Raw genomic sequence first — 19,828 nt, forward strand, 5'->3', positions numbered from 1 at the left:
CACCACGAAGCACAAGAAGAAGGCACCGACTGCGAAGGTCTCTCCTTTCTACAAGAAAACCATCGGTTACGGACTGCCGGACTTCGCAGAGGAACTCAACTACGGAGTCGATCTATCAACCATCTGAGGGTGGTATCAGATTGATGGGGTGAAGGTGCCCCATCAACCATTAAATCCGTATACCCGATGTTATCGCCGATGTTGATTGCCTCGCCTACGTCCCGTGTGAGTATGAGCATGGGAATTCCTTTTCAAAAAAGGCCATGATCGCAAGTAGCCGTGGCCCTGTCTGCGAACCATGTCTCAAAGACGCCGGCCAGCGGGAGTCTCTGCCGGCCGGTGCTGGATCCGTTTGGCTCGATGCCCTTTGGGGTAAGCATGGGGAGCACATGTGCTGTTGGCGCAGCGTACGTTTTCCCAAGTACCATTTCCCTTAAAACTCCACCTTTGTTCCCATTCTCGCCAGAAGGCGGTGGCTCGTTACACCTGGTGGTCGGGCTAGTCTAACAACGGACTGAAGCGAAGGTATTTAATGGTGACGTGACAGACTAGCGTGACATTGCAGGTCGCTCTATGGACTCAATTAGTCCAGGTCCTTTATTCTTCACATTCCCCACATCCTTCCCCACCTCATACCACTCAAACGATTCTGTTTGTTCCGCATGATGTCTGGCCAGATCCTCTGCGCATTCCGGTGCCATGCCACTCTCCAACCACTCCCTGGCTACATCCGGCGGCAGCACTACAGGTGCGCGGTCGTGAATGTCGACCATGCCTTTATCGCTCGCGGTGGTGACGATCGCAAAGCCGTCCAAATCACCTGGTTCGCTCTCCGCATCGCGGGGGAACTGGCCTATGGCTGCGTAGAACATGGGCTCATCCGATTTCAGCTTGATGTAGTAGGGCTGTTTGCGCTTTGAGTCGTCCGGAACCTTGACCCATTCATACCAGCCATCTGCCGGCACCAGGCAACGGCCATTCTTCCAGGGGGTCGACCAGTATTTACTGGTGACGGCAGTTTCCAATCTCGCGTTGATCGCCGGCGGGCGCTTACCTTTGCCCCGGGCCCAATGTGGCGCGTAGCCCCAGGGCACTGCACTCATGCGCAGGCCGTCTTCATCCAGGTGCAGCAGCTGCACGTGGGTGGTGGGTGCGATGTTGTAGCGGTCTATCGGTTCGTTACTGGGCTCGAAAGACAGTGGAGCTTGCCAGTTCAGCCGCTCAAGATAGCGCACCTGAGCTTGATATTGGGTGAAGCGTCCGCACATGATCATTCCCGCCTGTCTGCTGGTTACACTTTTCCTTTGACCCTGATTCGGTAATTTCGTTTACTGTATGCACGTACAGTATTTATCAAGGTTATCTGATATGAGCGCGGTTACCATTCTAGGCCCTGTGGGCGGCTCCGGTATTGAGCTGCCCTTTTTTTCCTCTACTGTTTCTGCTGGCTTCCCTAGCCCGGCGCTTTTCCCATGTCTTATGTCTTATCAATACGCAATGTTTAGTCAAAAATTTATTTTAGAACATGAGGTTACCCTTCTATATTTTGATGCCCTCTTTTGGAATGGCATTGACAACTGTCAATAGGCATTCAGCATCGGCGAGAATCAATCAGTTCGGCCAAGCTACTGACCATTTGAAGCAATGCAGTGCCATTACAAGTCCGCTTTCTAGCCAGGTTGCCAGCTGCATGGGATAAACGGGTACCCGGATTTTTTGGTTGATTGGTTCGTAACACAAGGCCGCAACCAACCCCTCACTACAGCGGATTATCTGGTTGATGTCAGGTCTATATGGAGGAGCAACCTCACTGGCCTAATGATTACTCCTTGGGTAGGGAAATAGCATAGAGCTAACTAACTAATAGGACGGCGAGCCCCTGACACTGGCTGATTTTCAGGGCAGGGCGATTTTGCTCAATATCTGAGCGACCTGGTGCCTGCCCTGGCGTGAGGAAATGCCGACGCTGGACTCACTTCAGGCTCAACTGGGCGGCGAGCAATTTGAGGGTCGGCAACGATTCTGACGCAATCCTCCAAAATTTGCCTTAACCTATTGTATTTAAATTATTTTGGCGTTGTAGCTCATGGGTGAAACCTGCCGATCAAAATCAAGCGTATAATCGCCAAATCGGTTGATATGGTCCGTGCGGTATGGGGCCAGCCCTTTGAGAATATCGTGATCAATATGATGACCGCGCTCTTTGAGATCTTTAAGGGTTAACGTCATCGACTCCACATTGTGAAGAATGACCAGGTTGGCCACCAAGTGGTTATATTTGATCACCTTCCGTTGCTCGTGACGGATATTCTCGGCGATCACCCCCTCGCCGCCGAAGAACAGCCATTTCACGAACTGGTTGAACTCTTCCGTTTTGTTCGTCTCCGCATGAATGGTTCGCCGCAACTCCACGCTGCCAATGTAGTCCAGAAGAAAGGTTGTCCGAACGACCCTCCCCAGTTCCCGGAAAGCAAAGTAGAGTTTGTTCTTGAGGCTTGCGGTACCTAAACGTCGCAGTACCGTAGACGGTGCGATTTTTCCAGCCTTAATCGATAGCGCCACCCGGAGCATGTCCGGCACATGGGTTTCAATCAGTTTCCAGTTGATAGTCTCGCTGAACAAAGCATTGATGTGCTCATACCGTTGGCGTTTGTCAGACTTGTAGAACACCAGCTGCTTCAGATTCCGGATGCGGGGCATCAGGTTGATACCCAGCAGGTAAGCCAACCCGAAGACGGGCGCACTTTGCGCCTGAGTATCGCCATGCAAGGTGTCAGGCTGGATATCGGAGTCGTTTTTGATCAGTCCATCAAGGATGTAAATGGCCTCATAAACGCCGCAAGGAATGAAGTGGCTGAACAGCGCGATGTATTTGTCCGAGACGTGGTAGTAGCCCACCCCGCCATAGCCACCGTACCGTATGTGGTATTCCGATAGCAGATTCTGTTCGTACAGGTTCCATTTTGTGCCATCGGCGGCGGCCCGCTGGCCAGTTCCCCAGTGTCGCGGCAGCCGGTAGCGGTTGTAGGCATTGATAACCTGTACAATCGCCTGCTCCAGGCGCTCTTCGGTGACGTGCCGCAGGTTGAGCCAGGACACCTGCCGGCGATTAAGCGTCGTGATGGATCGCGCGGTCTGAGTTGGCCCGAGATTGCAGCCATAGCAAAATAAGGTCGAAACAAAGCGGGTACGGGGGTCGTCCAGCTTGCCCTCAAATCCGGAAAGTGGCCCAAAGCGTTTGTGGAGGCCCAGCCATTTTTCGGCTTCCACCAGGATGTCGAGAATGTTCTTTTCGGGCATATTTTGGGATAACTGCTTATCAATCTCAGCTAACCCATCCGGAGGCGCTCTACGGCGGTGCTTCCGGATCACCAGATCTTCACCATGGAAGACGGCGTATTCATTCTCCGGGAAGCCACGGTCAATGCGGTCGGCCGTTTCGCTCAACCGGGAGTGGGCTTGTACCACAAAAGCGGCTGGGTCGGATTCGATATCAATCATCGCACTGTAGTCCGCTATCTGGGCATCATAGACACTCCAATCCACCAGCTGATCGCGGTAGTCACTGTACTGGTCGCTATTCGCGACCGCGAGATCGCCGGAAATCAGTTCACGCTTCACCTGTGTCAGTACGCCCAGCTCGAAATACTTCCGGTAGACCATCCCGGGGGGCAGCTGGCTTGGCCCGGTCCCCAATACCAAACGGCGCCAACGCTCCGGTAGCCAGGACACGTCGACGGGTTGACTACTGAGGACAAGGCATTCCTTACGGCTGTGCCGGTGCTTTTTCAGAGTCGCAATCGCCTCAATCAAAGATTGATCGTGGCTGGTTGCCGCCAGATCCAGTAGTTCAAGGCAATTGAATAACAGGGGGCGTAACGGGCGGTAGGGTTGCAGCATGAACGGGATGAAGTTATTGCCAGCATAGGCCATGTGTTCCTCACACTCTGCCAGTAATTCATCAGGATCGCTCTGGATGGCAGCCGCCACTCGGGCACCTCGCTCGGAGTCCGTTGGCGCTTCCTGGACGGCGGTCAGTACGTCACGCAGTTGAGCCACCAGCCTGTCCATGCGTTTCATGTGATCCAGGTGATACTGGTTCAGGTTGGCTTCTGCCTTGGTTTTGATGTTGCGCATCTTGCGAACAAAGATGTCGACCGCATCGTCCATCGCGCGACGCAATTGGGCATGGACCAGCAGAACCATCAAAGCGTAGCGTTTGGTGCTTTGCATGGCCTTGATGTTGGCCGCGCCCAGCGCTCGTGCTTCCAGTATGAAGTGGTGATATTTGGCGGCGGGAATGTGATCAACAGCGGGCAATTGTTGACACCAACCCTGAAGCCATTCCAGGTGCTGAAGATACTTCTTCACTTCCGTATTGGTCGGCTTTTTGGGTTCCTGTTTCAACTTATGCCAACTGGTATGAGGGGAATCATCCGGCACTTGCAGCAACTGGTCAAATTCGTTTTTTTGATGCGCTGTCAAACCCACATTGAGCGTCCGAAAGTAACCGGTGTTGACCGTGCTGCGAGCCTGACGCGCGGTCCGTTGCAACGTTGAAAAACCCGGTAACTCAAAACGCTGGCGCACCAGCTCTTCAATCACCACATTGATGATGTCCGCCAGGTCCTGCTTGGTGGTGGCCGCTTCACGCGCTAGTTCCCGTACAATTGCCTTGCCTTCAACGGTGAACGCCTTGATGCCCACCTGTTGACGAACCGTCTCCAGCATCCGCTGACGGGCGCCGCCATTGCGGTCGTAGACCCTGAGCTGGCTCAATGCGAGATGTGAAAGGTCGTCGCACGCCAGAATGTGCGTTGTAATGGATTGGGGAACGGCTTTGAGATGGACAAAGTAGCCCAGACGCTGCACTGTTTTCAGGAGAATGAGTAGGGCGCCACGAGCAGCCGGAGTTCGACCGTGCTTTCGGGCAAAGGATCGTTCCTGGGTAGAGGGTGTATAAATTTCTGCCAGTTCTTGATCCGAGACCACCGCCTTCAATCGCGGATAGGCGGTTTCATGGAGGCTACTCATACGCAGTCCTTCGCTATGGGGTTCCAGTGAAAGGCATTAGCCCACAGTACTTTCGCTCTTGAGGGGGGCATTGCTTATAGTAGGCAGCAATTCGTCAAGACCAAAGGAACCGCCCGTTATTTTGTGAACGCCACGCTCGCTTTACGTTACGGGATTATTCGGTCATAGATCGCCGGTTCCCCGATTTATTGAATCGTTACACCACACCGCAGACTGATTCGAGCTATGGCCATTGAGCATCTTCCCCCCCCCCCCCACTGAGCATTCACACCTACCAACGCCTTTCTAGTGCCCAGCTAATCGCTCTGGCAGGGACCGGGCTAACGACGGTGGCGCTGGCGCCGCTGGCCCATGACTGACGGGCGGCAGTGCGGGCCAGGTGCTCGGCATTGCGCTGGTCCTGAAGATGACTGCCTACGCCCTAATAGCACCTCAGTTTGGGGCTGTTGCCCAAAAACTTCCCCGCCGTACTCTGCTGGTCACACTGGACATTCTGAGGGCCTGCGGGGTTGCCCTTTGTCACTGAGGTTTGGCAGGGGGCCCACTCTGGCTAGGGTAGGTACAAAATTTTCGCCCAACCCCTTCATGTAATGACGCAATTAAGGGGCACGAGATATTGCCCTCTTGGGCGCAGCACCGATCAACCATGGCGCTCAGTAAAACCTCAATTTGCTGTAGCTTTTCGATCTTCCCACGTACGTCGTGCAACTTGCGCTCCGCGAGAGTGCTGGCTTCCTGGCAGTGGGTGCCGTCTTCGAGTCGGAGCAGGTCGCTGACCTCATCGAGATTGAAGCCTAACTGCTGCGATGTTTTCACAAAGCTCAACCTGCCGATATCGCTGGGACCGTAGCGTCGAATACCCCCGAGAGGACGCTGGGGCTCAGGTATTAACCCACGTCGCTGGTAGTAGCGGATGGTCTCAACTGAGACGTTCGCCGCCTTAGCCAGCCCCCCGATGGTCAATGAGTTCATTTCATCCGGCATTTGCCTTGACTCCGTAGTTGACTACGGCTTCAAGCTTAACCTATCGAACAAGGCCGTAGAAGGTGTAATTGCAATATCAGAGTTGAATTCCGAGTCACAATCCGGTCGCGAGTCGTTAATCGCAGGCGGGGTTGCAGCCTGCTCGCGTCGGCCTGTTGTCTGGGCACCTTGGCCCTGATCGCCCTGGGGGGTTCCGGTGCCTGGATCGGCAACCTGGCGAAGTCTGCGAGGTACCGCAAGTGCGCACCGCTTCGAGACACCCCGCTACCTAGGTATCGACGAGCTGTACCTGAACCGCCGCTACCTCTGCATCCTGACCAACCTGGAGGAGCGTACCTTGTTAGACCTGCTGCCCGGTCGTCAGCAGGAGGCAGTGACGAAGCGGCTCATGAGCATGACCGAGCGCGACAAGATCGAGATCGTCAGCATGGACATGTGGAAGCCATATCGCCGTGCCGTCCAGGCGGCGCTGCCACAGGCCCGCATCGTGGTCGATAAGTTCCATGTTGTGCGTATGGCCAACGAAGCCCTGGAGAAGGTCCGCAAGGGGCTCAGGAAGGAGCTGAAGGCCAACCAACGCCGAACCCTCAAGGGTGACCGGAAGATCTTGCTGAAGCGGGCTCACGACGTCTCCGACCGCGAACGTCTCATCATGGAAACCTGAATGGGGGCCTTCCCCCAGCTCCTGGCAGCCTACGAGCACAAGGAGCGGTTCTACCACATCTGGGACTGTGCCAGCCGGCGAGATGCTGAGCAGGCGCTGGCTGCCTGGATTGACGACATCCCAGTCACCAATGCCTTCACGGAGTCGATCAACCGGCTGGCCAAGGACAAGAACCGCGATGGCCGGGGCTACTCATTCGAGGTGATGCGGGCCCGGATGCTCTACACCACCAAGCACAAGAAGAAGGTGCCGCAGACCAAGGAATCCCCCTTCCTGGGCAAGGCCACCATGACCTACGGCATGGGTCTACCCGAGCCCGAGAAGAACTTCGGTGTCGATCTATCAACCTTCTGGGAAAATTAAGATATCGGTGGGCCTACAGGGATCGTCAACCAATTAATCCGGATACCCATTTTCTAATGGCCACAGCTTGACCGTATCTCAAATGAGATGCGCAATAGCGTCATGTATGACACTCGGATAATTTATCATGGCTCACACTTCAATGCTGGGTAACGGAGGACGAAGGTGAGCAACAATTATGCGGTCACCATTGTATGTGCTGGCCTGGATGGTGTTCTCCGGGGTAAATTCTTGGAGAGCGTGCGCGGCCCCCAGAATTGGGCAGTGGCCAGCGTCATCCGCCAAGTACAACTCGCCCTCCCGGTGTTTATAATTAATCACAAGTAGATGGCGCTTAGAAGGGCTGCACAGACGATCCATAGGGTGATAAATACCCCCGCTGCCATGCGGCTTACCGGACGCTCGGTGGCTTTGGCGGCGGTTTCTCGGTGCTCGCTTATTACCTCTGGCGGGATAAGCCTCACGACCAGCATGATTCCGAGCGGCACGATGATGATGTCATCCACGTAGCCGAGCACGGGAATGAAGTCGGGGATCAAGTCGATGGGCGAGACAGCATAGGCCGCGACAACCATCGCAAGCGCCTTTGCGAACCACGGGGTGCGGGGATCACGAGCGGAAAGCCAGACCGCGTGTACGTCACGCTTGATGGTTCGTGCCCATTGCTTGGCGTTCGAAACCAGTTTTATTGTCATAGTAAGTGTTTCTATACGCTACGCATTACGGACGCGGAGCATAGCCAATGTCCCGGCCGCCATCAGCAGGGCCGCCAAGCCAAAGCCGAGAGTCGGCGAGACTGCGGTCCACACCAAACCGATCGTGGCGCTGGAGACGAACTTGGCCGTCCCGTTGACCGTCCCCAGCGCACCATAGCTGATCATCAGGGTGTCGGCCTGCACCATTTCGGCTGCCACCGTGGACTCCAACGCTTCCTCGACAGTGACGTACAAGCCAGCGACGAAGAAGATGACGACGAGCAGCGGCACGCTGTCTACCGAAAGCCAGAAGGCCAGTGCTGTCAAAACGGCCGTGAGCGTTCCCAGCACATACCCGCCGACCAGCATGGGGAGATGGCCGAGGCGATCCGCCATAGCGCCGACCGGGTAGGACATCGCGACCTAGCAGAAGTCGCCCAGTGCGCTGGTGATCCCGGCACCGACGACAGTTCGATTCAGCCAGCCTTTCGGCCTGGTGGCTTTTTCAGCTGCGCCGGCCTCGTTGATGTCGTTAGTCATTCAGTCCGACTCTCCAAGGGTGCCGAATTCGACCGGAATCTTCACATAGAAGATGTGCAACTGGTCCGCGAGCAAACGTTTGAGCAGCCGCTCTGCCTCGTCCTCAGTCACTACCATCGTGATTTCTTCTGGCTGATCGGCAAGCTCAAAAAAATGGCTGGAGTGCATTTTGCCGTTATGACCAAAACCCTCAGTTGCGGCGAGCACGGTCCCGCCGCGCACACCCAGCTCCCGGGCAGAGTCGATCAGCCAATCACAAACGTGCTTGCCACGGTGATGGCGGTTTTGCTGGGTAAAGAACGTCAGTTGATAACCTTTCATCCTAGTTCTCCTAAAAAAGGAAATGTCTATGAACTTTTCTGCTTGAATAAGGAACCGCCGTCCGACAGAGACCATTACAGACTACGAATCCAACCGACCGTAAACATACCCAGAATCGTCATGAGCAATGACCCCAGTACGTGAACGGATACTGCGCCGGCTGCCCAGGCAAACCGGCCCTGTTGTAGCAAGGTAATAATTTCAGCGGAAAACGTCGAAAAGGTAGTAAACCCACCAAGAAACCCGGTGATAATGAACAGTCGCCACTCCGGTGCCACCGAGCCCTGTGCACTGAAAAAGCTCAAAGCCACGCCGATAAAGAGACCGCCTAACAGATTTGCGGCCAGCGTGCCGGGAGGGATGGTGGGAAACAGGGCGTTGAGTTGCAGGCCGAGTAGCCAGCGGGATAAGGCCCCGCCCGAGGCACCAGCGCAGATTGCGAGAATAGAGTACATCAGTAAAGATCCTGTCCTGAAGCATTACATGAAACAATACCCGGACAGGCGAAACGGCAATAACCTACGCGCCCGAACCGGGACCCTGCGTAGGCATCATCAGCCACTGCGAACGTGCAGTGGCGGTTTAAGGAGGCATGCCATCTCCTGATATGCGTTATCTTATCGGAGGTAGTCATCTCGAACAAGATCGCTGGCCATTGTCACCCAGAGTAATACTCACCGAATACATTGACAGTCTCGGCGGCCATTCCTACACCGCTATGAGAGCGTCCTTACCGTACGTTTTCGTTCCGTTGGACTTCAAACTCCTGTAACGCCCGAACAGCGAGACGTCGCCGATGCCGCCGGTATCGCGCTCAATCCGGCCCATGGGCGTGGTGACGTCCAGTTCCTTGTTGAAAAAGTAAGGGACAACGCCGAACACCGCGAGCTTCGAGGTAATGCCATAACCGAGTACGCTGCCCGGAGCCTGGACCGAGACCTCACGATCCAAGGGGCCACCGTCGGAACGCTCCCGCGAGACCAGTTGCTCCCGCCAGATGGTTTCACCCTGGGGCACGGGCAGAGCCGTGTTAAAGGTGTTGGGTGCGGCTTGTGCCGAAGGCACACCGGTCAGTACCAGGGCACCGACCAGCAGGGGCAAGCCGATTGACTGGTTGTTATTTCGCATCGCTGCCTCCCGTTTCACCTTCGGCCTCTGAGTAGGAGCGCAGCGTGAAGCCGGCCTCCTCGACAGCCTGACGTGCCCGCTCCTCAGAGAAAGTCCTGCCTTCCTGAAGGGTGACACGCACCGTACTTTTTCCGACGTCCACCTCCACGCCGGTGACGCCATCCACTTTATTCAGACGTTTCTCAATGCCATAGGCACAGAAGGGACAGGCCAGGCCGTCCACGCCCAATACGTAGTGTTTGTCGGCGGCCAGCGCGGCAACGCTGAATGCCAACGCCGCTAACATCAGGAACCCTTTTTTAAACATGACGAATCCTCTTTTCAGGGGGCAGCTTACAAACGAGTTGGTCAATTATTCACACTCGCGACCGTGTCGAAAAACAGGGCCGGGCGTTGCCACAGTGAATTAATGAAAATGGCTGTCACGCTGGCTGCCATAGCCACCATCGCCCAGACCGGGTAAATCAGCCCCGTGCTGGCCAGCGGAATGCCGATACCGTTGAACAGAAATGCCAGGCTGACGTTCTGGAGCATTTTGCGATAACCCCAGCGGCTGATGTGTATTGCCGTCACCACGGCGTCCACCCGGCTGTTTAGGATGATAATGTCGGCGGCGTCAATGGCGATGTCCGTGCCGCCACCCATGGCAATACCCACGTCCGCCTGCATCAGGGCGGGGGCGTCGTTGATGCCGTCGCCGACCATGGCAACTCGCTGGCTTTGCTGCATCGTTCGCAGTTGGTCTGCCTTCTGTTCGGGCAGCACGCCGGCATGCACTTCATCGATACCGGCCTGTTGCGCGATGTGGCGGGCGGTGCGTTCGTTATCGCCCGTCAACAGGGCGGTGCGGATGCCCATCGACTGCAAGCTGGCTATGGTGTCGGCGGCATCGGGTCGCAGAGCGTCACCGAGTGCGATGGTGCCCAACAAAGTGCCGTCGCGGGCCACCACGATTACCGTATGGCCCTGCGCCTCGTCCGCTTCCACGGCATCGGCAACGGATGTCATCTCCACGCCGGACGCTTCGGCGAACCGCGGGCTGCCCACCAGCACCTGCGTGCCATCCACGTGCGCGGTGACACCACGGCCGGACTGGGCCTGAAAATCGGCGATCTCGGGGAAATCCACATTCCTTTCGAGTGCGGCTTCAACCACGGCCCGCCCCAATGGGTGCTCCGAGGCCGCTTCCACGGCTGCAGCCAGCGCTAGCAGCGCATTGTCGTCGCCATCCACGCTGTACAGAGAGCGTACGGCGGGGCGACCCTCGGTGAGAGTGCCGGTCTTGTCGAACACCACCTTGTTCACTTTACGCAGGGCCTGAAAAGCCTCGCCGGTGCGCATCAGTACGCCCTTGTCCGCGGCTTCTCCTGCGCCACGTACGATGGATAGGGGTGCTGAGATGCCCACGGCGCAAGGGTAACCCATGACCAGCACGGTCAGGGCGGCAAAAACGGCTCGTTCGAGGGCCGGCTCGCCGCCAATCAGTACGGGACCGACCGACCAGAAGCCAAAGGCGAGGGCCGATATGATCAGCACGGCCGGCGTATAGATCCGCAGTACGCGATCCACCAGGTGTAGCAATCCCGGCTTGAGTGCACGCGCATCCTCAATGCTGCTGATCACTTGCTGGAGAAAGCTTTCGCTGCCGATGGCCGTTACCTGCAGAAGAAGGGTGCCGGAGCCGTTGATGGCGCCGCCCACGACGGTATCGCCAGTGGTTTTCTCCACCGGTAGCGGCTCGCCCGTGATCAGGGACTCGTCCACGGCCGAACCGCCTTCAACCACCTCGCCGTCCAGGGGAACGCGTTCTCCAGGCCTAATACGTACCCGCATACCAATCTCAACCTGGTCTGCGAGCATGTCACGCTCACCGTCCTCGGTGACGACGCGCGCCGTCTCCGGCTGCAGGTCCAGCAACCGCTTGACCGATTGCGAGCTTCGGGTCTTGACGATCAGCGACAGCCATTCGGAGAACAGATGATAGGTCAGTACCATGACGGAGACGGCGAAAAACGCCGCCGTGGGATAACCTTCGGGCGATGCGATCAGGCCGATGGCGCCCCCGGTCAGCCCTGCGAAGGCACCGATTTCCACCAGTACGTGCTGGTTGAGGATGCCACGGCGTAACGCCTGAAAGGCCATGTTCAACATTTGCCGTGCCACGCCAAACACCATACCCAGTGCCAGCGCACCGACGGCCAACGGCTCATAGCCGCCCAAAACGCCGGCGGTGCGTAGCGCAAGGAAGGCCAATCCGCCAGCCGCCAACAGGGCCGTGCCCGTGAGCGCGGCTGACCTACCCTGGCCGCGTAACACCGCAAAGCCGAACAGAACCAGGCTGACGTAAACCAGCGCGGAAAGCCCGAAGGTCCAGGCCGAGGTAAAATCAACGATCAGTCCGACCGCTGCCAGGCTCATGGCCAGGGCGACGACAAACCGATTGCGCTCAATCGCCAGCGCCTGCTCCTGGCGTTCGAACGGTTCCACCTTGCGCGGGTCGCTCAGGGTGTAGCCGATCTGCTGCAAGGTACCCATCAGAGCCTCGGCGGTGTTCTCCCGAGAGTCGAACTCCACCAGCGCCTGCTCGTGAGTCAGACTCACCGCAACCCGACGCACGCCGGATTTCTTGCCCAGCGCGCTTTCAATCGTGCCCGTGCACAGCGAGCAGTGCAGTCCACCGATATGAGCCTTGACCCGTTGAATGTCGGGGTCCGCCGTTGATTCCAGACTCCAGGGCCGGGTATCGTCGTCAGCGGTTGTCACTGCCGTATTCATGATGCATCCCCTTGATGAAATGAGGTCATGTTTCAAGGGTAGGCCCCGTACCAAGATACGGAGTCAAGTGATCGAGGAATATCAAACAGGTTAAACAGGGAAAGCTGTCAAAACAGGGAGGATGTACTTGGTCTTAAGGCCTAAGCCAGCGCCAGCCAAAAGGTCCAGAGGCCCAGTACGACCATTATGGCACCGGTCCATCGTAGCATGCGTCCCACAAGCCGCGTGAGGTGTTCAAGCCAGCGACGGCCGCGGGCGGTAAAAACAATGAATAGCAGTGGGGCGGAAAACGCCAGTCCAAACACCATCAGGGTCGAAGCGCCGAAGATAACAGCGCCATCCGTTGCACCCCGGGCAGCGGCGTCGCCGAGCAGCACCGCAAGCAAGGGGGCCGCGCAGGCCGGCACGTTCAAGCCAAACACCACGCCTAACGCGGGACCGCCAGGGATGCGGGTGATGCGTGGCAAAAAACGGTTCACCAGCGCAATAAACCAGGATGTACCACCGCCCAGGTACAGCAGCCCAACCACCACATAAAGACTCCCGAGCACAGCCCACAGGCCTTGCTGCAGCCCGGTGAAGGCGGTTCCAACGAAGACGGCAATCACGCCAAGCACGGCCATCAAAGAGGCCCGCGTCAGGGCAAAAAGCAGTGTGTGAGCAATCTTCATCCGCTGTGATAACCCCTTGAGGTAACGGATGAACAATAAGTGACTGCCCACGGAACAGGGCTCAATAAAGGCCAGTAGCCCGAGGCCGACGGCCAGAGGCAAAGCAACTGAAAATTCCAAGGAACTACTCTGTCGTCCGTGAATTAAGCCGCAGATTAACACCCGTACCCCGATACAGGGTCAAGGGTTCTCAGCTGAGTGGCACAGAATGAACCCTGACCCATAGCGGTGAGTCATCCGGCATGCGTGAGGACTATTTTCGGGTGACCGATTCAATGTACTTCGCCACGGCACTGATCTGCTGCTCTGACAGTGAGTCACCGAAGGCCGGCATGATGCCAACGCCACTCTTCACCGCGTTGCTGACCTGCTCCGCCGAGGGCTTGAGCTGGTCAAGATTGGGGCCGATCTCACCGGCGGAACCGGCATCGTTCAGCGTATGGCAAACCGTGCAGGATGGTTGTGCCTGCTCCAGGAACACTTTCTTACCCAGTTCGAGCTGCTCATCCGCCAATACAGGGCCAGTGGCGAGGGCAAAGATCGTCAACAACAGTGTGCGTAATGACATGGAAAATCCTGATTCAATCAAGGGAACAGGCGGCCCGACCAACGGACCACCACAGGGTTAATACACTCAGGAAACGGTGACGGTCACGCCATGGTCTTTCCAACTGGCGTTGCCGTAACCGCGCTCATTCTCGGTGCGTGTGGGCGGCTGGGTGTTGCCCTCGGTGTCCGTCGCGCGGCTAACGATTCGATGGTCGCCGGCGCTCAGATCCATCGCCACCACAAACGGTCGCCAGGCGTAGCGCCCCATGTCCGGACCCAGGAAACGGGCACTCTTCCAGGTCTCGCCACCGTCGGCCGACACCTCCACCTGGTTAACGGCATTGATGCCGCCGAATGCGACGCCGTAAATCAGATTCCTGCCCTTGCTGGCCGTTGTCAGCGGGGCGGTGACCCAGGATTTGACCGGCATCTCCCACATCGACGGCTGACCGGGCGCGCCTTTTTCGCCAATGGGACGAATGCGATAGCCTGAGGCCTGGATCTTGGCGTCCGACTGCCCCTCGGTAAACGCGACTCGCTCCACGTATTTCACGTTATTGACCCCGAAATAACCCGGAATGACCATGCGCAGTGGGCCGCCATGAGCCAGCGGCACGGGCTCATCATTCATTTGCCAGGCCAGCAGCGCCTGATCCAGTGCCCTCACCGGAACGGAGCGCTCCACCATAATGGTTTTCGGGTCCAACCCTGCAGGCAAGGTTTCGCCGCCGGTGCTGGTGATGTAGTTCATGTCCGGCTTTACTCCGCCGAGCCGGGCCACAACGTCACGCAGCGGTACGCCGGTCCACACCAGGCAGCCTGCCGCGCCGGTGCCCCATTGGGTTCCGCCCGGGCCGTGCTCAAAGTAGGCTCGCCCGTTGCCCGAGCATTGCAGAACGGCGGTTACCGTCTCAACACCCATTTTTTTCAGCTCACCCAGGGTCAGGGTCTGGGGCGAATTGACGCCTTCCAACGTGATTTTCCAAGCGTTCCGGTCCGCCACAACATCAGCATTGGGGGCTGGCAGGTTGTTACGGACATACAGTTTGTCACTGTTCGTCACCACACCACTGCCAATGGCGCCGCGCTCGGTTTCGATGGTGTTGGCGCTGTGCACGATCACGTCATTGGCGTTTTTCCAGCGCACGTAATCGGGCAGCGTTTTGGGTTCCTCCGACCTGGCAAGGGGGCTCAGCCCCAGCAGACTGACGGAGGCCATGGCGCCGGCAGAGCCCAGCAGCAGGCGCCGGCGACTTATCGGTAAAGAACTTTCGGGTGCACGGCGGGACGTTGAAGACGCATCGAAAACAGACATGGTTTTCCCTCGTTGATGTTTGTTCAGAACACTTGCCGACGGTGGTCATCGGTGCCATGAATTCGTGACAAACCTGATTTTGATTCAGTGTAGTAGGTCATGGTCAAATAATCACCGTTGACAGCGTGTCAGGAGCCCCCCGTCGTGGCTTCGCTTACCGCCGGCATATTCCCGGCTGGCGCAACCACCAGCAATCCCGAGTCCTCCATGGGTAGCCCGAGCACCTCCAACTGATCGGCCCGGGTACGAAAGTCGCCGGCTCGGGCCACCGCCTGTCGCACATCCGGATCCCGGAAGAATACGCGCTCCGAGATACGATACTGGATGACTAGGCTGTTACCCTGGCGCATGGCGTACGCCTGGGCAGGCTCGCCCCCCACTCGGGTCATCCAGGTTGCCAGCACCCGGCTGTTTGCCCACGGCAATGGCGGAGACACTTCCGAGCCGCCGGCCTGGCGAGGCAGTTCCTCAAGGGCGACACGCTGATAATCGCTCAGCACGTCACTGACCATGGGAATCCTGTTGATATTATCCGGCGTCAGGCTGGGCATCAGCAGTACCGCTGCCAGTACCAGGGCAACGGCCCAACCGCCGCTGCCAATCACAACCGACGGGCGAAGGCTGCTCAGCCAGCGTTTCAGATTCGTCATGCGGCGACGACCGGATGGGCGCTTGCCACCGGCGGGGGCGTTCGCAAGGGCGATATCGAGCCGCCCGTCAAAATCGGCGGACAGTCCCGGAGTGGGTATCATCTGCAGTCGTTCGGAAAGAATTCGCTGACGTTCAACATCGTGTTGGCAGGTCTCGCATCCAGCAAGATGGGCCTCGACCAGGGCGGTGTGATGCTCATCCAACTCACCATCGGCATAGCCCGCCAGCCAATCCTGGATTTCGGCGTGCAGGTCGGACCATTCGTGGGCGTCTGTGTTTTTGAGATCACTCATGGGAATTCACCGATGTGTATTTTGTGTGGCTGGCAGCCAGGGACCTCGGGCTTGCCTTGATCAGTCGCTTAGCGAGCAGGCGCCGCGCGCGTGACAGGCGACTCATGACCGTCCCCGGTGCCAGGTCCAGAATTTGTGCGATATCCTGATAGCTCAGCTCCTCAAAGTCCCGCAACAGAATGACCTGCTGAAAGCTGTCCGGCAGGGCGTGAACCGCAGCCATGACCTGCGCATCGCTCCGGTTTTTCAGGAGCTGATCGAAGGGGCCCGGGGCACTGCAGGGATACTCATTCAACACCGCGTCACCGGTGGTCAGCACCGGAGCCAGTTGCTGCCGGCGCCCATCCCGCCGATAGTCATCGGCAACCACCCGGTTGAGAATCCTTAGCAGCCAGGCGTAGGCCGCCACGTGATCGTCCAGTTGGTCAAAGTCCCGCCAGGCCCGGAGCAAGGTCTCCTGGGTCCAGTCCTCCGCCATTTCCTGTGAGGGGGCCTGGCGTTGCGCAACACCGTACAGGCGGTAGCGCCAGGGCCGTACCAGTGTGTCGAATTGCTGCCTGCTTCCGGTGCTGCGCATGGGGTTGCCCGCTACCTATTTATGGTCACTTCACTGGAGGACGTCACCGGGTCGCCTTTTATTCCCGACTTTTTTATGGATTGCCCGGTACCGCGAGCCAGAAGGGGAACTGGCCTCCAACCGGCTCCCGGCGGACCACCTCGAGGGACTGGGTATCAATAACGGCAATGTGGTTATCCGCCGTGACCGACGCGTAAATGAACTGGCCATCGCGGCTTGCCCGAACGCCGTGGGGGCCAACGCCCACGTCGACATTTTTGACAATTTTAAGGCTCTCGGAGTCGATTATAGTGACCACGGACGCAGAAATCGCACCGGTTGCGACGTATTGCTCGCCAGGCACCACGTCGATGCCGCCATGGCCACTACCCACTTTAAAAGTTTTCAGCATGGTTTCGCTAGCCAGGTCCAGTACCCCCACGTTGCCGGTAAAGTCGCGCAGCCATAGCCGTTGACCGTTGGCGCTGATGTCAATGTTGTGAGGCGTCTTGAGACCCGGAGTGGGGATCTGACGCTGTTTTTCCAGGGCCCGCATATCCACTACCGCCAGCGCGCCTTCGCCCTGCAGCGTGACGTAGGCGAGTGTGCCGTCGGCGCTGTAAACGAGGTTGTGGGGTACCTTGCCCACTGGAATTTTCCTGACCAGTTCAAGGGTATTCATATCGATCACCGCAACGTCGCCTTGGGTCGGCGCCACGACGAGGCCGTAACGGCCATCCGGTGAGATTTTTACGCCCTGGGCCACCTCACCGATCGGTACGCTGGCCATCACCTCACCGCTGGCGGTATTCAAAACGTAGACATTGCCGGTTTTGAAGCCGGACACCATCAGCCGGGAACCATCAGGACTCAGGGCATTGTAGTGAGCGCCCGCGACGCCGGGCCAGGCCTGCTTTGAGGGTAGGACTTTCACGATGCCGCTGTTCTGGACCGCCACATACAGAGGGTCGCGAATGGACTTTTCCAGGCTTAGTTCGGGCGCCGACCGCACGGGAGTGGCTTTGGTCCGCGACTGCTCAGGCGATTGGCCCAGCAGGGTCTGCCGCAGCTGGTAAACATCCTTGCCGGACAGGTCCTTACCCGCAATCGCTTCGATTTCTTCAGGGGTGTAGGGCTGAAACTCACCAGCAACCCGCTTTTCATTGCCGAACGCCGTCAGCACGTAATTCAGCACATCCGCCATTTGCTGGTTAGTGAGCGCACCGCCCCAGGCCGGCATGTTGCCGTTGTAGCTTGTGCCGTCGACTTTGATGGGGCCGGTCAGGCCGAACTGCAGCACATGCCCCAGATAGCGGCGGCCACCGATACCGTCAGTGGCATTGTACATTTGAGCGGTGTGGTTTTTTTGCGGGGGAAACGACCCCGGTATGCCTTGACCCTGAGCCTGATGGCAGGCAGCGCACTGCTGGTTGTACACCTCGCTGCCGCGCTCAAAGCGGGTGTTTTCCGCCGCGCTCACGGGCACACTGACACTGAGCAGGGTTGCGGCGACGAATGATGTGATGGCATGGGGGATCGGTGGACGCATATTACAAACTCCAAAGGCTAAAAGAAGTTCGGCCGGACTCATGTGCTGGCAAGACCTCTTGCCAGCAAAGCACCGGTCGAAAACGATCTGTGAAGCCAAAGGCGTCACCGGGCCGGGATTTATTCCCGAAACTTTCGGCCCGGCCCCCTACCCGCGGACCAAGGCTCAACGAAGGCCAGTAACCCGAGGCTCGCGGCCAAGGGCAAGGCCGCCGAGAATTCCAAGGGGTTATTCTGTCGTGTTCATGATGTTTGCGGAGTACCCCGCACCACGCACAGCCTCCGCAAGTTGTTCGTCCGAAATCCTTGATTCGTCAACTGCCACCCGGGCTTCACCGCTTTCATGGGAGACGGAACACCCCTTGACGCCGGTTTGCTGTTCGAGAACATGACGAACAATTTCCTCGCACCCACCGCAGTGCATGCCGCCGATTGAAAGCCTGATTGTCTGCATGTCTGTCTCCTCACTTATGATCGGCTCGCCTGTAGGCCCCGCATTCTGCTCCAGGGCGTCAAATATGGAACAACACTGCAACGGCCCCTGTCCGGGACAACAGTCCACAAGTGCCGCCAGCCCCTGGCGGATTCGCCGTAACTGTTCAATTTTCTGGTCTACGTCGTGCAGCTTTGCCATCGCCCGCTGGCGTACATCACTTGCGTCTGCCTGGTTGCTTTCGGCATCACGCAACGCGAGCAGCTCAGCGATCTCACGCAGTGAGAAGCCCAGCTCTTGCGCTCGACGAATAAAATGCAGTCGCCTTACCGTGGCGTCCGAGTAAATCCGATAGCCACCTTCCCTGGGACGTGGCGGCTGTTCAATGAGCTTGCGGCGTTCGTAAAAACGAATCGTCTCGACACCAACACCCACCACGTCAGCCACTTTGCCAATGGTCATGTCTGTCATGGCAGAACTCCCACCCAGTAGATCCGAATAATAAGATTAGTGCCCGTACCACGGTACGGGGTCAAGAGTGCTGAACATTTTATAGGAGTGTGGGGCTTGACTCCGTAGCCGACTACGGAAGTATTTTGAAGATAGCCAGCAAAGTCATGAAAGGAACCGTCGCAATGTCAGAGTTGAAATCAGAGTCCAAATCCGGTCGCGGGTCATTAATTGCAGGCGGGGTCGCAGCATTGCTCGCATCGGCCTGCTGTCTTGGCCCCCTGGTCCTGATCGCCCTTGGTGTTTCCGGTGCCTGGATCGGCAATCTTGCCGCTCTGGAGCCTTACCGGCCGTGGTTTATTGGTGCTGCTCTGGTGGCGATGGTCTTTGCCTGGCGTCGGATATACCGGCCTGCACAGGATTGCGAGCCGGGCGAGGTCTGCGCAGTACCGCAAGTGCGCACCGCTTACAAGATCACTTTCTGGATCGTCGCGTTGCTCGTACTGATCGCGTTGGCATTCCCTTTCGTCTTACCGTTATTTTACTGAGAGGCCATACACCATGAGAAAGTCCCTGATCACTGCCGTACTGTTTACGCTGTTCAGCATGCCTGCCTTGGCGGAGCAAAAGACGGTGACCCTGTCTGTTCCCGGAATGACCTGTTCGGCTTGCCCGATTACCGTCAAAGCCGCTCTCAAGAGAGTTGATGGGGTGAGTTCTGTCCAGGTCCGCTATGAGGAACGTGATGCGACGGTTACTTTCTACGATGACAAAACCTCTGTCGACGCAATAACTCAAGCCACGACCAACGCGGGCTACCCGTCCACACTGATACAGTCCGGGGCGAAACAGGAGTAG

Annotated in this window: 19 protein-coding genes, 3 pseudogenes and 1 riboswitch; of the genes and pseudogenes, 5 read left to right on the plus strand and 17 right to left on the minus strand. The window is 57.6% G+C overall.

Annotated elements, in window-relative coordinates:
- Positions 1 to 548: 548 nt before the first annotated feature.
- The gene (locus tag EF096_RS17915) at positions 549 to 1,268 is read right to left on the minus strand and encodes an SOS response-associated peptidase (RefSeq protein WP_123891160.1); all 720 of its coding nucleotides are present in this window, start codon (positions 1,266 to 1,268) and stop codon (positions 549 to 551) included.
- Between the two features lie 100 nt (positions 1,269 to 1,368).
- Between EF096_RS17915 and EF096_RS20665 the strand changes: the two genes are divergently transcribed.
- A complete protein-coding gene (locus EF096_RS20665; protein WP_235869790.1) occupies positions 1,369 to 1,587 on the plus strand; it encodes a hypothetical protein in 219 nt (72 codons plus the stop codon).
- Positions 1,588 to 2,061: 474 nt separating this feature from the next.
- Here EF096_RS20665 and EF096_RS17930 read toward each other — a convergent pair whose 3' ends face one another.
- Together EF096_RS17930 and merR are read right to left on the minus strand one after the other, a co-directional pair.
- Complete coding sequence (locus EF096_RS17930; protein ID WP_063091986.1) at positions 2,062 to 5,034, minus strand: Tn3 family transposase; 2,973 nt, start codon at positions 5,032 to 5,034, stop codon at positions 2,062 to 2,064.
- Positions 5,035 to 5,553: 519 nt separating this feature from the next.
- The gene (gene merR / locus EF096_RS17940; protein ID WP_085682196.1) at positions 5,554 to 6,018 is read right to left on the minus strand and encodes an Hg(II)-responsive transcriptional regulator; all 465 of its coding nucleotides are present in this window, start codon (positions 6,016 to 6,018) and stop codon (positions 5,554 to 5,556) included.
- A 73-nt stretch (positions 6,019 to 6,091) separates the two neighbouring features.
- Here merR and EF096_RS20675 point away from each other — a divergent pair.
- Positions 6,092 to 6,255: pseudogene (locus EF096_RS20675) on the plus strand (mercuric transporter MerT family protein); the annotation flags it as partial.
- A 7-nt stretch (positions 6,256 to 6,262) separates the two neighbouring features.
- Positions 6,263 to 7,045: pseudogene (locus EF096_RS17950) on the plus strand (ISL3 family transposase); the annotation flags it as partial.
- Positions 7,046 to 7,362: 317 nt separating this feature from the next.
- Here the strand turns inward: EF096_RS17950 and EF096_RS17955 are convergent.
- The 14 genes and pseudogenes from EF096_RS17955 to EF096_RS18020 form a co-directional block, all read right to left on the minus strand.
- Positions 7,363 to 7,731: pseudogene (locus EF096_RS17955) on the minus strand (YkvA family protein); the annotation flags it as partial.
- A gap of 27 nt (positions 7,732 to 7,758) precedes the next feature.
- Positions 7,759 to 8,136 (minus strand): MFS transporter, encoded by a 378-nt coding sequence (locus tag EF096_RS17960; protein ID WP_218565794.1) that lies wholly within the window; start codon positions 8,134 to 8,136, stop codon positions 7,759 to 7,761.
- 144 nt (positions 8,137 to 8,280) lie between these two features.
- Positions 8,281 to 8,601 (minus strand): DUF190 domain-containing protein, encoded by a 321-nt coding sequence (locus tag EF096_RS17965; RefSeq protein ID WP_085682198.1) that lies wholly within the window; start codon positions 8,599 to 8,601, stop codon positions 8,281 to 8,283.
- A 74-nt stretch (positions 8,602 to 8,675) separates the two neighbouring features.
- Positions 8,676 to 9,056, minus strand: a complete 381-nt coding sequence (gene crcB, locus EF096_RS17970) for a fluoride efflux transporter CrcB (protein ID WP_372237933.1) — start codon at positions 9,054 to 9,056, stop codon at positions 8,676 to 8,678.
- A gap of 83 nt (positions 9,057 to 9,139) precedes the next feature.
- A riboswitch (Fluoride riboswitch) is annotated at positions 9,140 to 9,213 on the minus strand.
- A gap of 96 nt (positions 9,214 to 9,309) precedes the next feature.
- Positions 9,310 to 9,729: a hypothetical protein gene (locus tag EF096_RS17975; RefSeq protein WP_218565795.1), complete on the minus strand. Its 420-nt coding sequence runs from the start codon at positions 9,727 to 9,729 to the stop codon at positions 9,310 to 9,312.
- Positions 9,719 to 10,036, minus strand: coding sequence for a heavy-metal-associated domain-containing protein (locus tag EF096_RS17980; protein ID WP_085682200.1), 318 nt, complete (start codon positions 10,034 to 10,036; stop codon positions 9,719 to 9,721). The genes EF096_RS17975 and EF096_RS17980 overlap by 11 nt, the downstream gene beginning before the upstream one ends.
- Positions 10,037 to 10,077: 41 nt before the next feature.
- Positions 10,078 to 12,504: a heavy metal translocating P-type ATPase gene (locus tag EF096_RS17985; RefSeq protein ID WP_123891163.1), complete on the minus strand. Its 2,427-nt coding sequence runs from the start codon at positions 12,502 to 12,504 to the stop codon at positions 10,078 to 10,080.
- A gap of 140 nt (positions 12,505 to 12,644) precedes the next feature.
- A complete protein-coding gene (locus EF096_RS17990) occupies positions 12,645 to 13,295 on the minus strand; it encodes a cytochrome c biogenesis CcdA family protein (RefSeq protein WP_123891164.1) in 651 nt (216 codons plus the stop codon).
- Positions 13,296 to 13,428: 133 nt separating this feature from the next.
- Positions 13,429 to 13,743 carry a SorU family sulfite dehydrogenase c-type cytochrome subunit gene (gene sorU / locus EF096_RS17995; protein WP_085682203.1) on the minus strand — a complete coding sequence of 105 codons (315 nt, stop codon included), beginning with the start codon at positions 13,741 to 13,743 and terminating at the stop codon, positions 13,429 to 13,431.
- 66 nt (positions 13,744 to 13,809) lie between these two features.
- Positions 13,810 to 15,039, minus strand: a complete 1,230-nt coding sequence (sorT, locus tag EF096_RS18000; protein ID WP_123891165.1) for a SorT family sulfite dehydrogenase catalytic subunit — start codon at positions 15,037 to 15,039, stop codon at positions 13,810 to 13,812.
- A 128-nt stretch (positions 15,040 to 15,167) separates the two neighbouring features.
- Positions 15,168 to 15,983: an anti-sigma factor family protein gene (locus EF096_RS18005; RefSeq protein WP_123891166.1), complete on the minus strand. Its 816-nt coding sequence runs from the start codon at positions 15,981 to 15,983 to the stop codon at positions 15,168 to 15,170.
- Complete coding sequence (locus EF096_RS18010) at positions 15,976 to 16,560, minus strand: RNA polymerase sigma factor (protein WP_123891167.1); 585 nt, start codon at positions 16,558 to 16,560, stop codon at positions 15,976 to 15,978. Before EF096_RS18010 ends, EF096_RS18005 begins: the two co-directional genes overlap by 8 nt.
- 73 nt (positions 16,561 to 16,633) lie before the next feature.
- The gene (locus tag EF096_RS18015) at positions 16,634 to 18,088 is read right to left on the minus strand and encodes a cytochrome D1 domain-containing protein (protein WP_123891168.1); all 1,455 of its coding nucleotides are present in this window, start codon (positions 18,086 to 18,088) and stop codon (positions 16,634 to 16,636) included.
- Between the two features lie 228 nt (positions 18,089 to 18,316).
- The gene (locus EF096_RS18020; RefSeq protein WP_198556035.1) at positions 18,317 to 18,991 is read right to left on the minus strand and encodes a MerR family transcriptional regulator; all 675 of its coding nucleotides are present in this window, start codon (positions 18,989 to 18,991) and stop codon (positions 18,317 to 18,319) included.
- Between the two features lie 164 nt (positions 18,992 to 19,155).
- Here EF096_RS18020 and merT point away from each other — a divergent pair, with 164 nt between their 5' ends.
- Together merT and merP are read left to right on the plus strand one after the other, a co-directional pair.
- Positions 19,156 to 19,518 carry a mercuric ion transporter MerT gene (gene merT, locus EF096_RS18025; RefSeq protein ID WP_085682208.1) on the plus strand — a complete coding sequence of 121 codons (363 nt, stop codon included), beginning with the start codon at positions 19,156 to 19,158 and terminating at the stop codon, positions 19,516 to 19,518.
- Between the two features lie 58 nt (positions 19,519 to 19,576).
- Entirely contained in the window at positions 19,577 to 19,828 is a 252-nt protein-coding gene (gene merP / locus EF096_RS18030) for a mercury resistance system periplasmic binding protein MerP (RefSeq protein WP_232774847.1), read from the plus strand.

Source organism: Pseudomonas neustonica (genome assembly GCF_003797945.1).
GTDB classification, from domain to species: domain Bacteria; phylum Pseudomonadota; class Gammaproteobacteria; order Pseudomonadales; family Pseudomonadaceae; genus Halopseudomonas; species Halopseudomonas neustonica.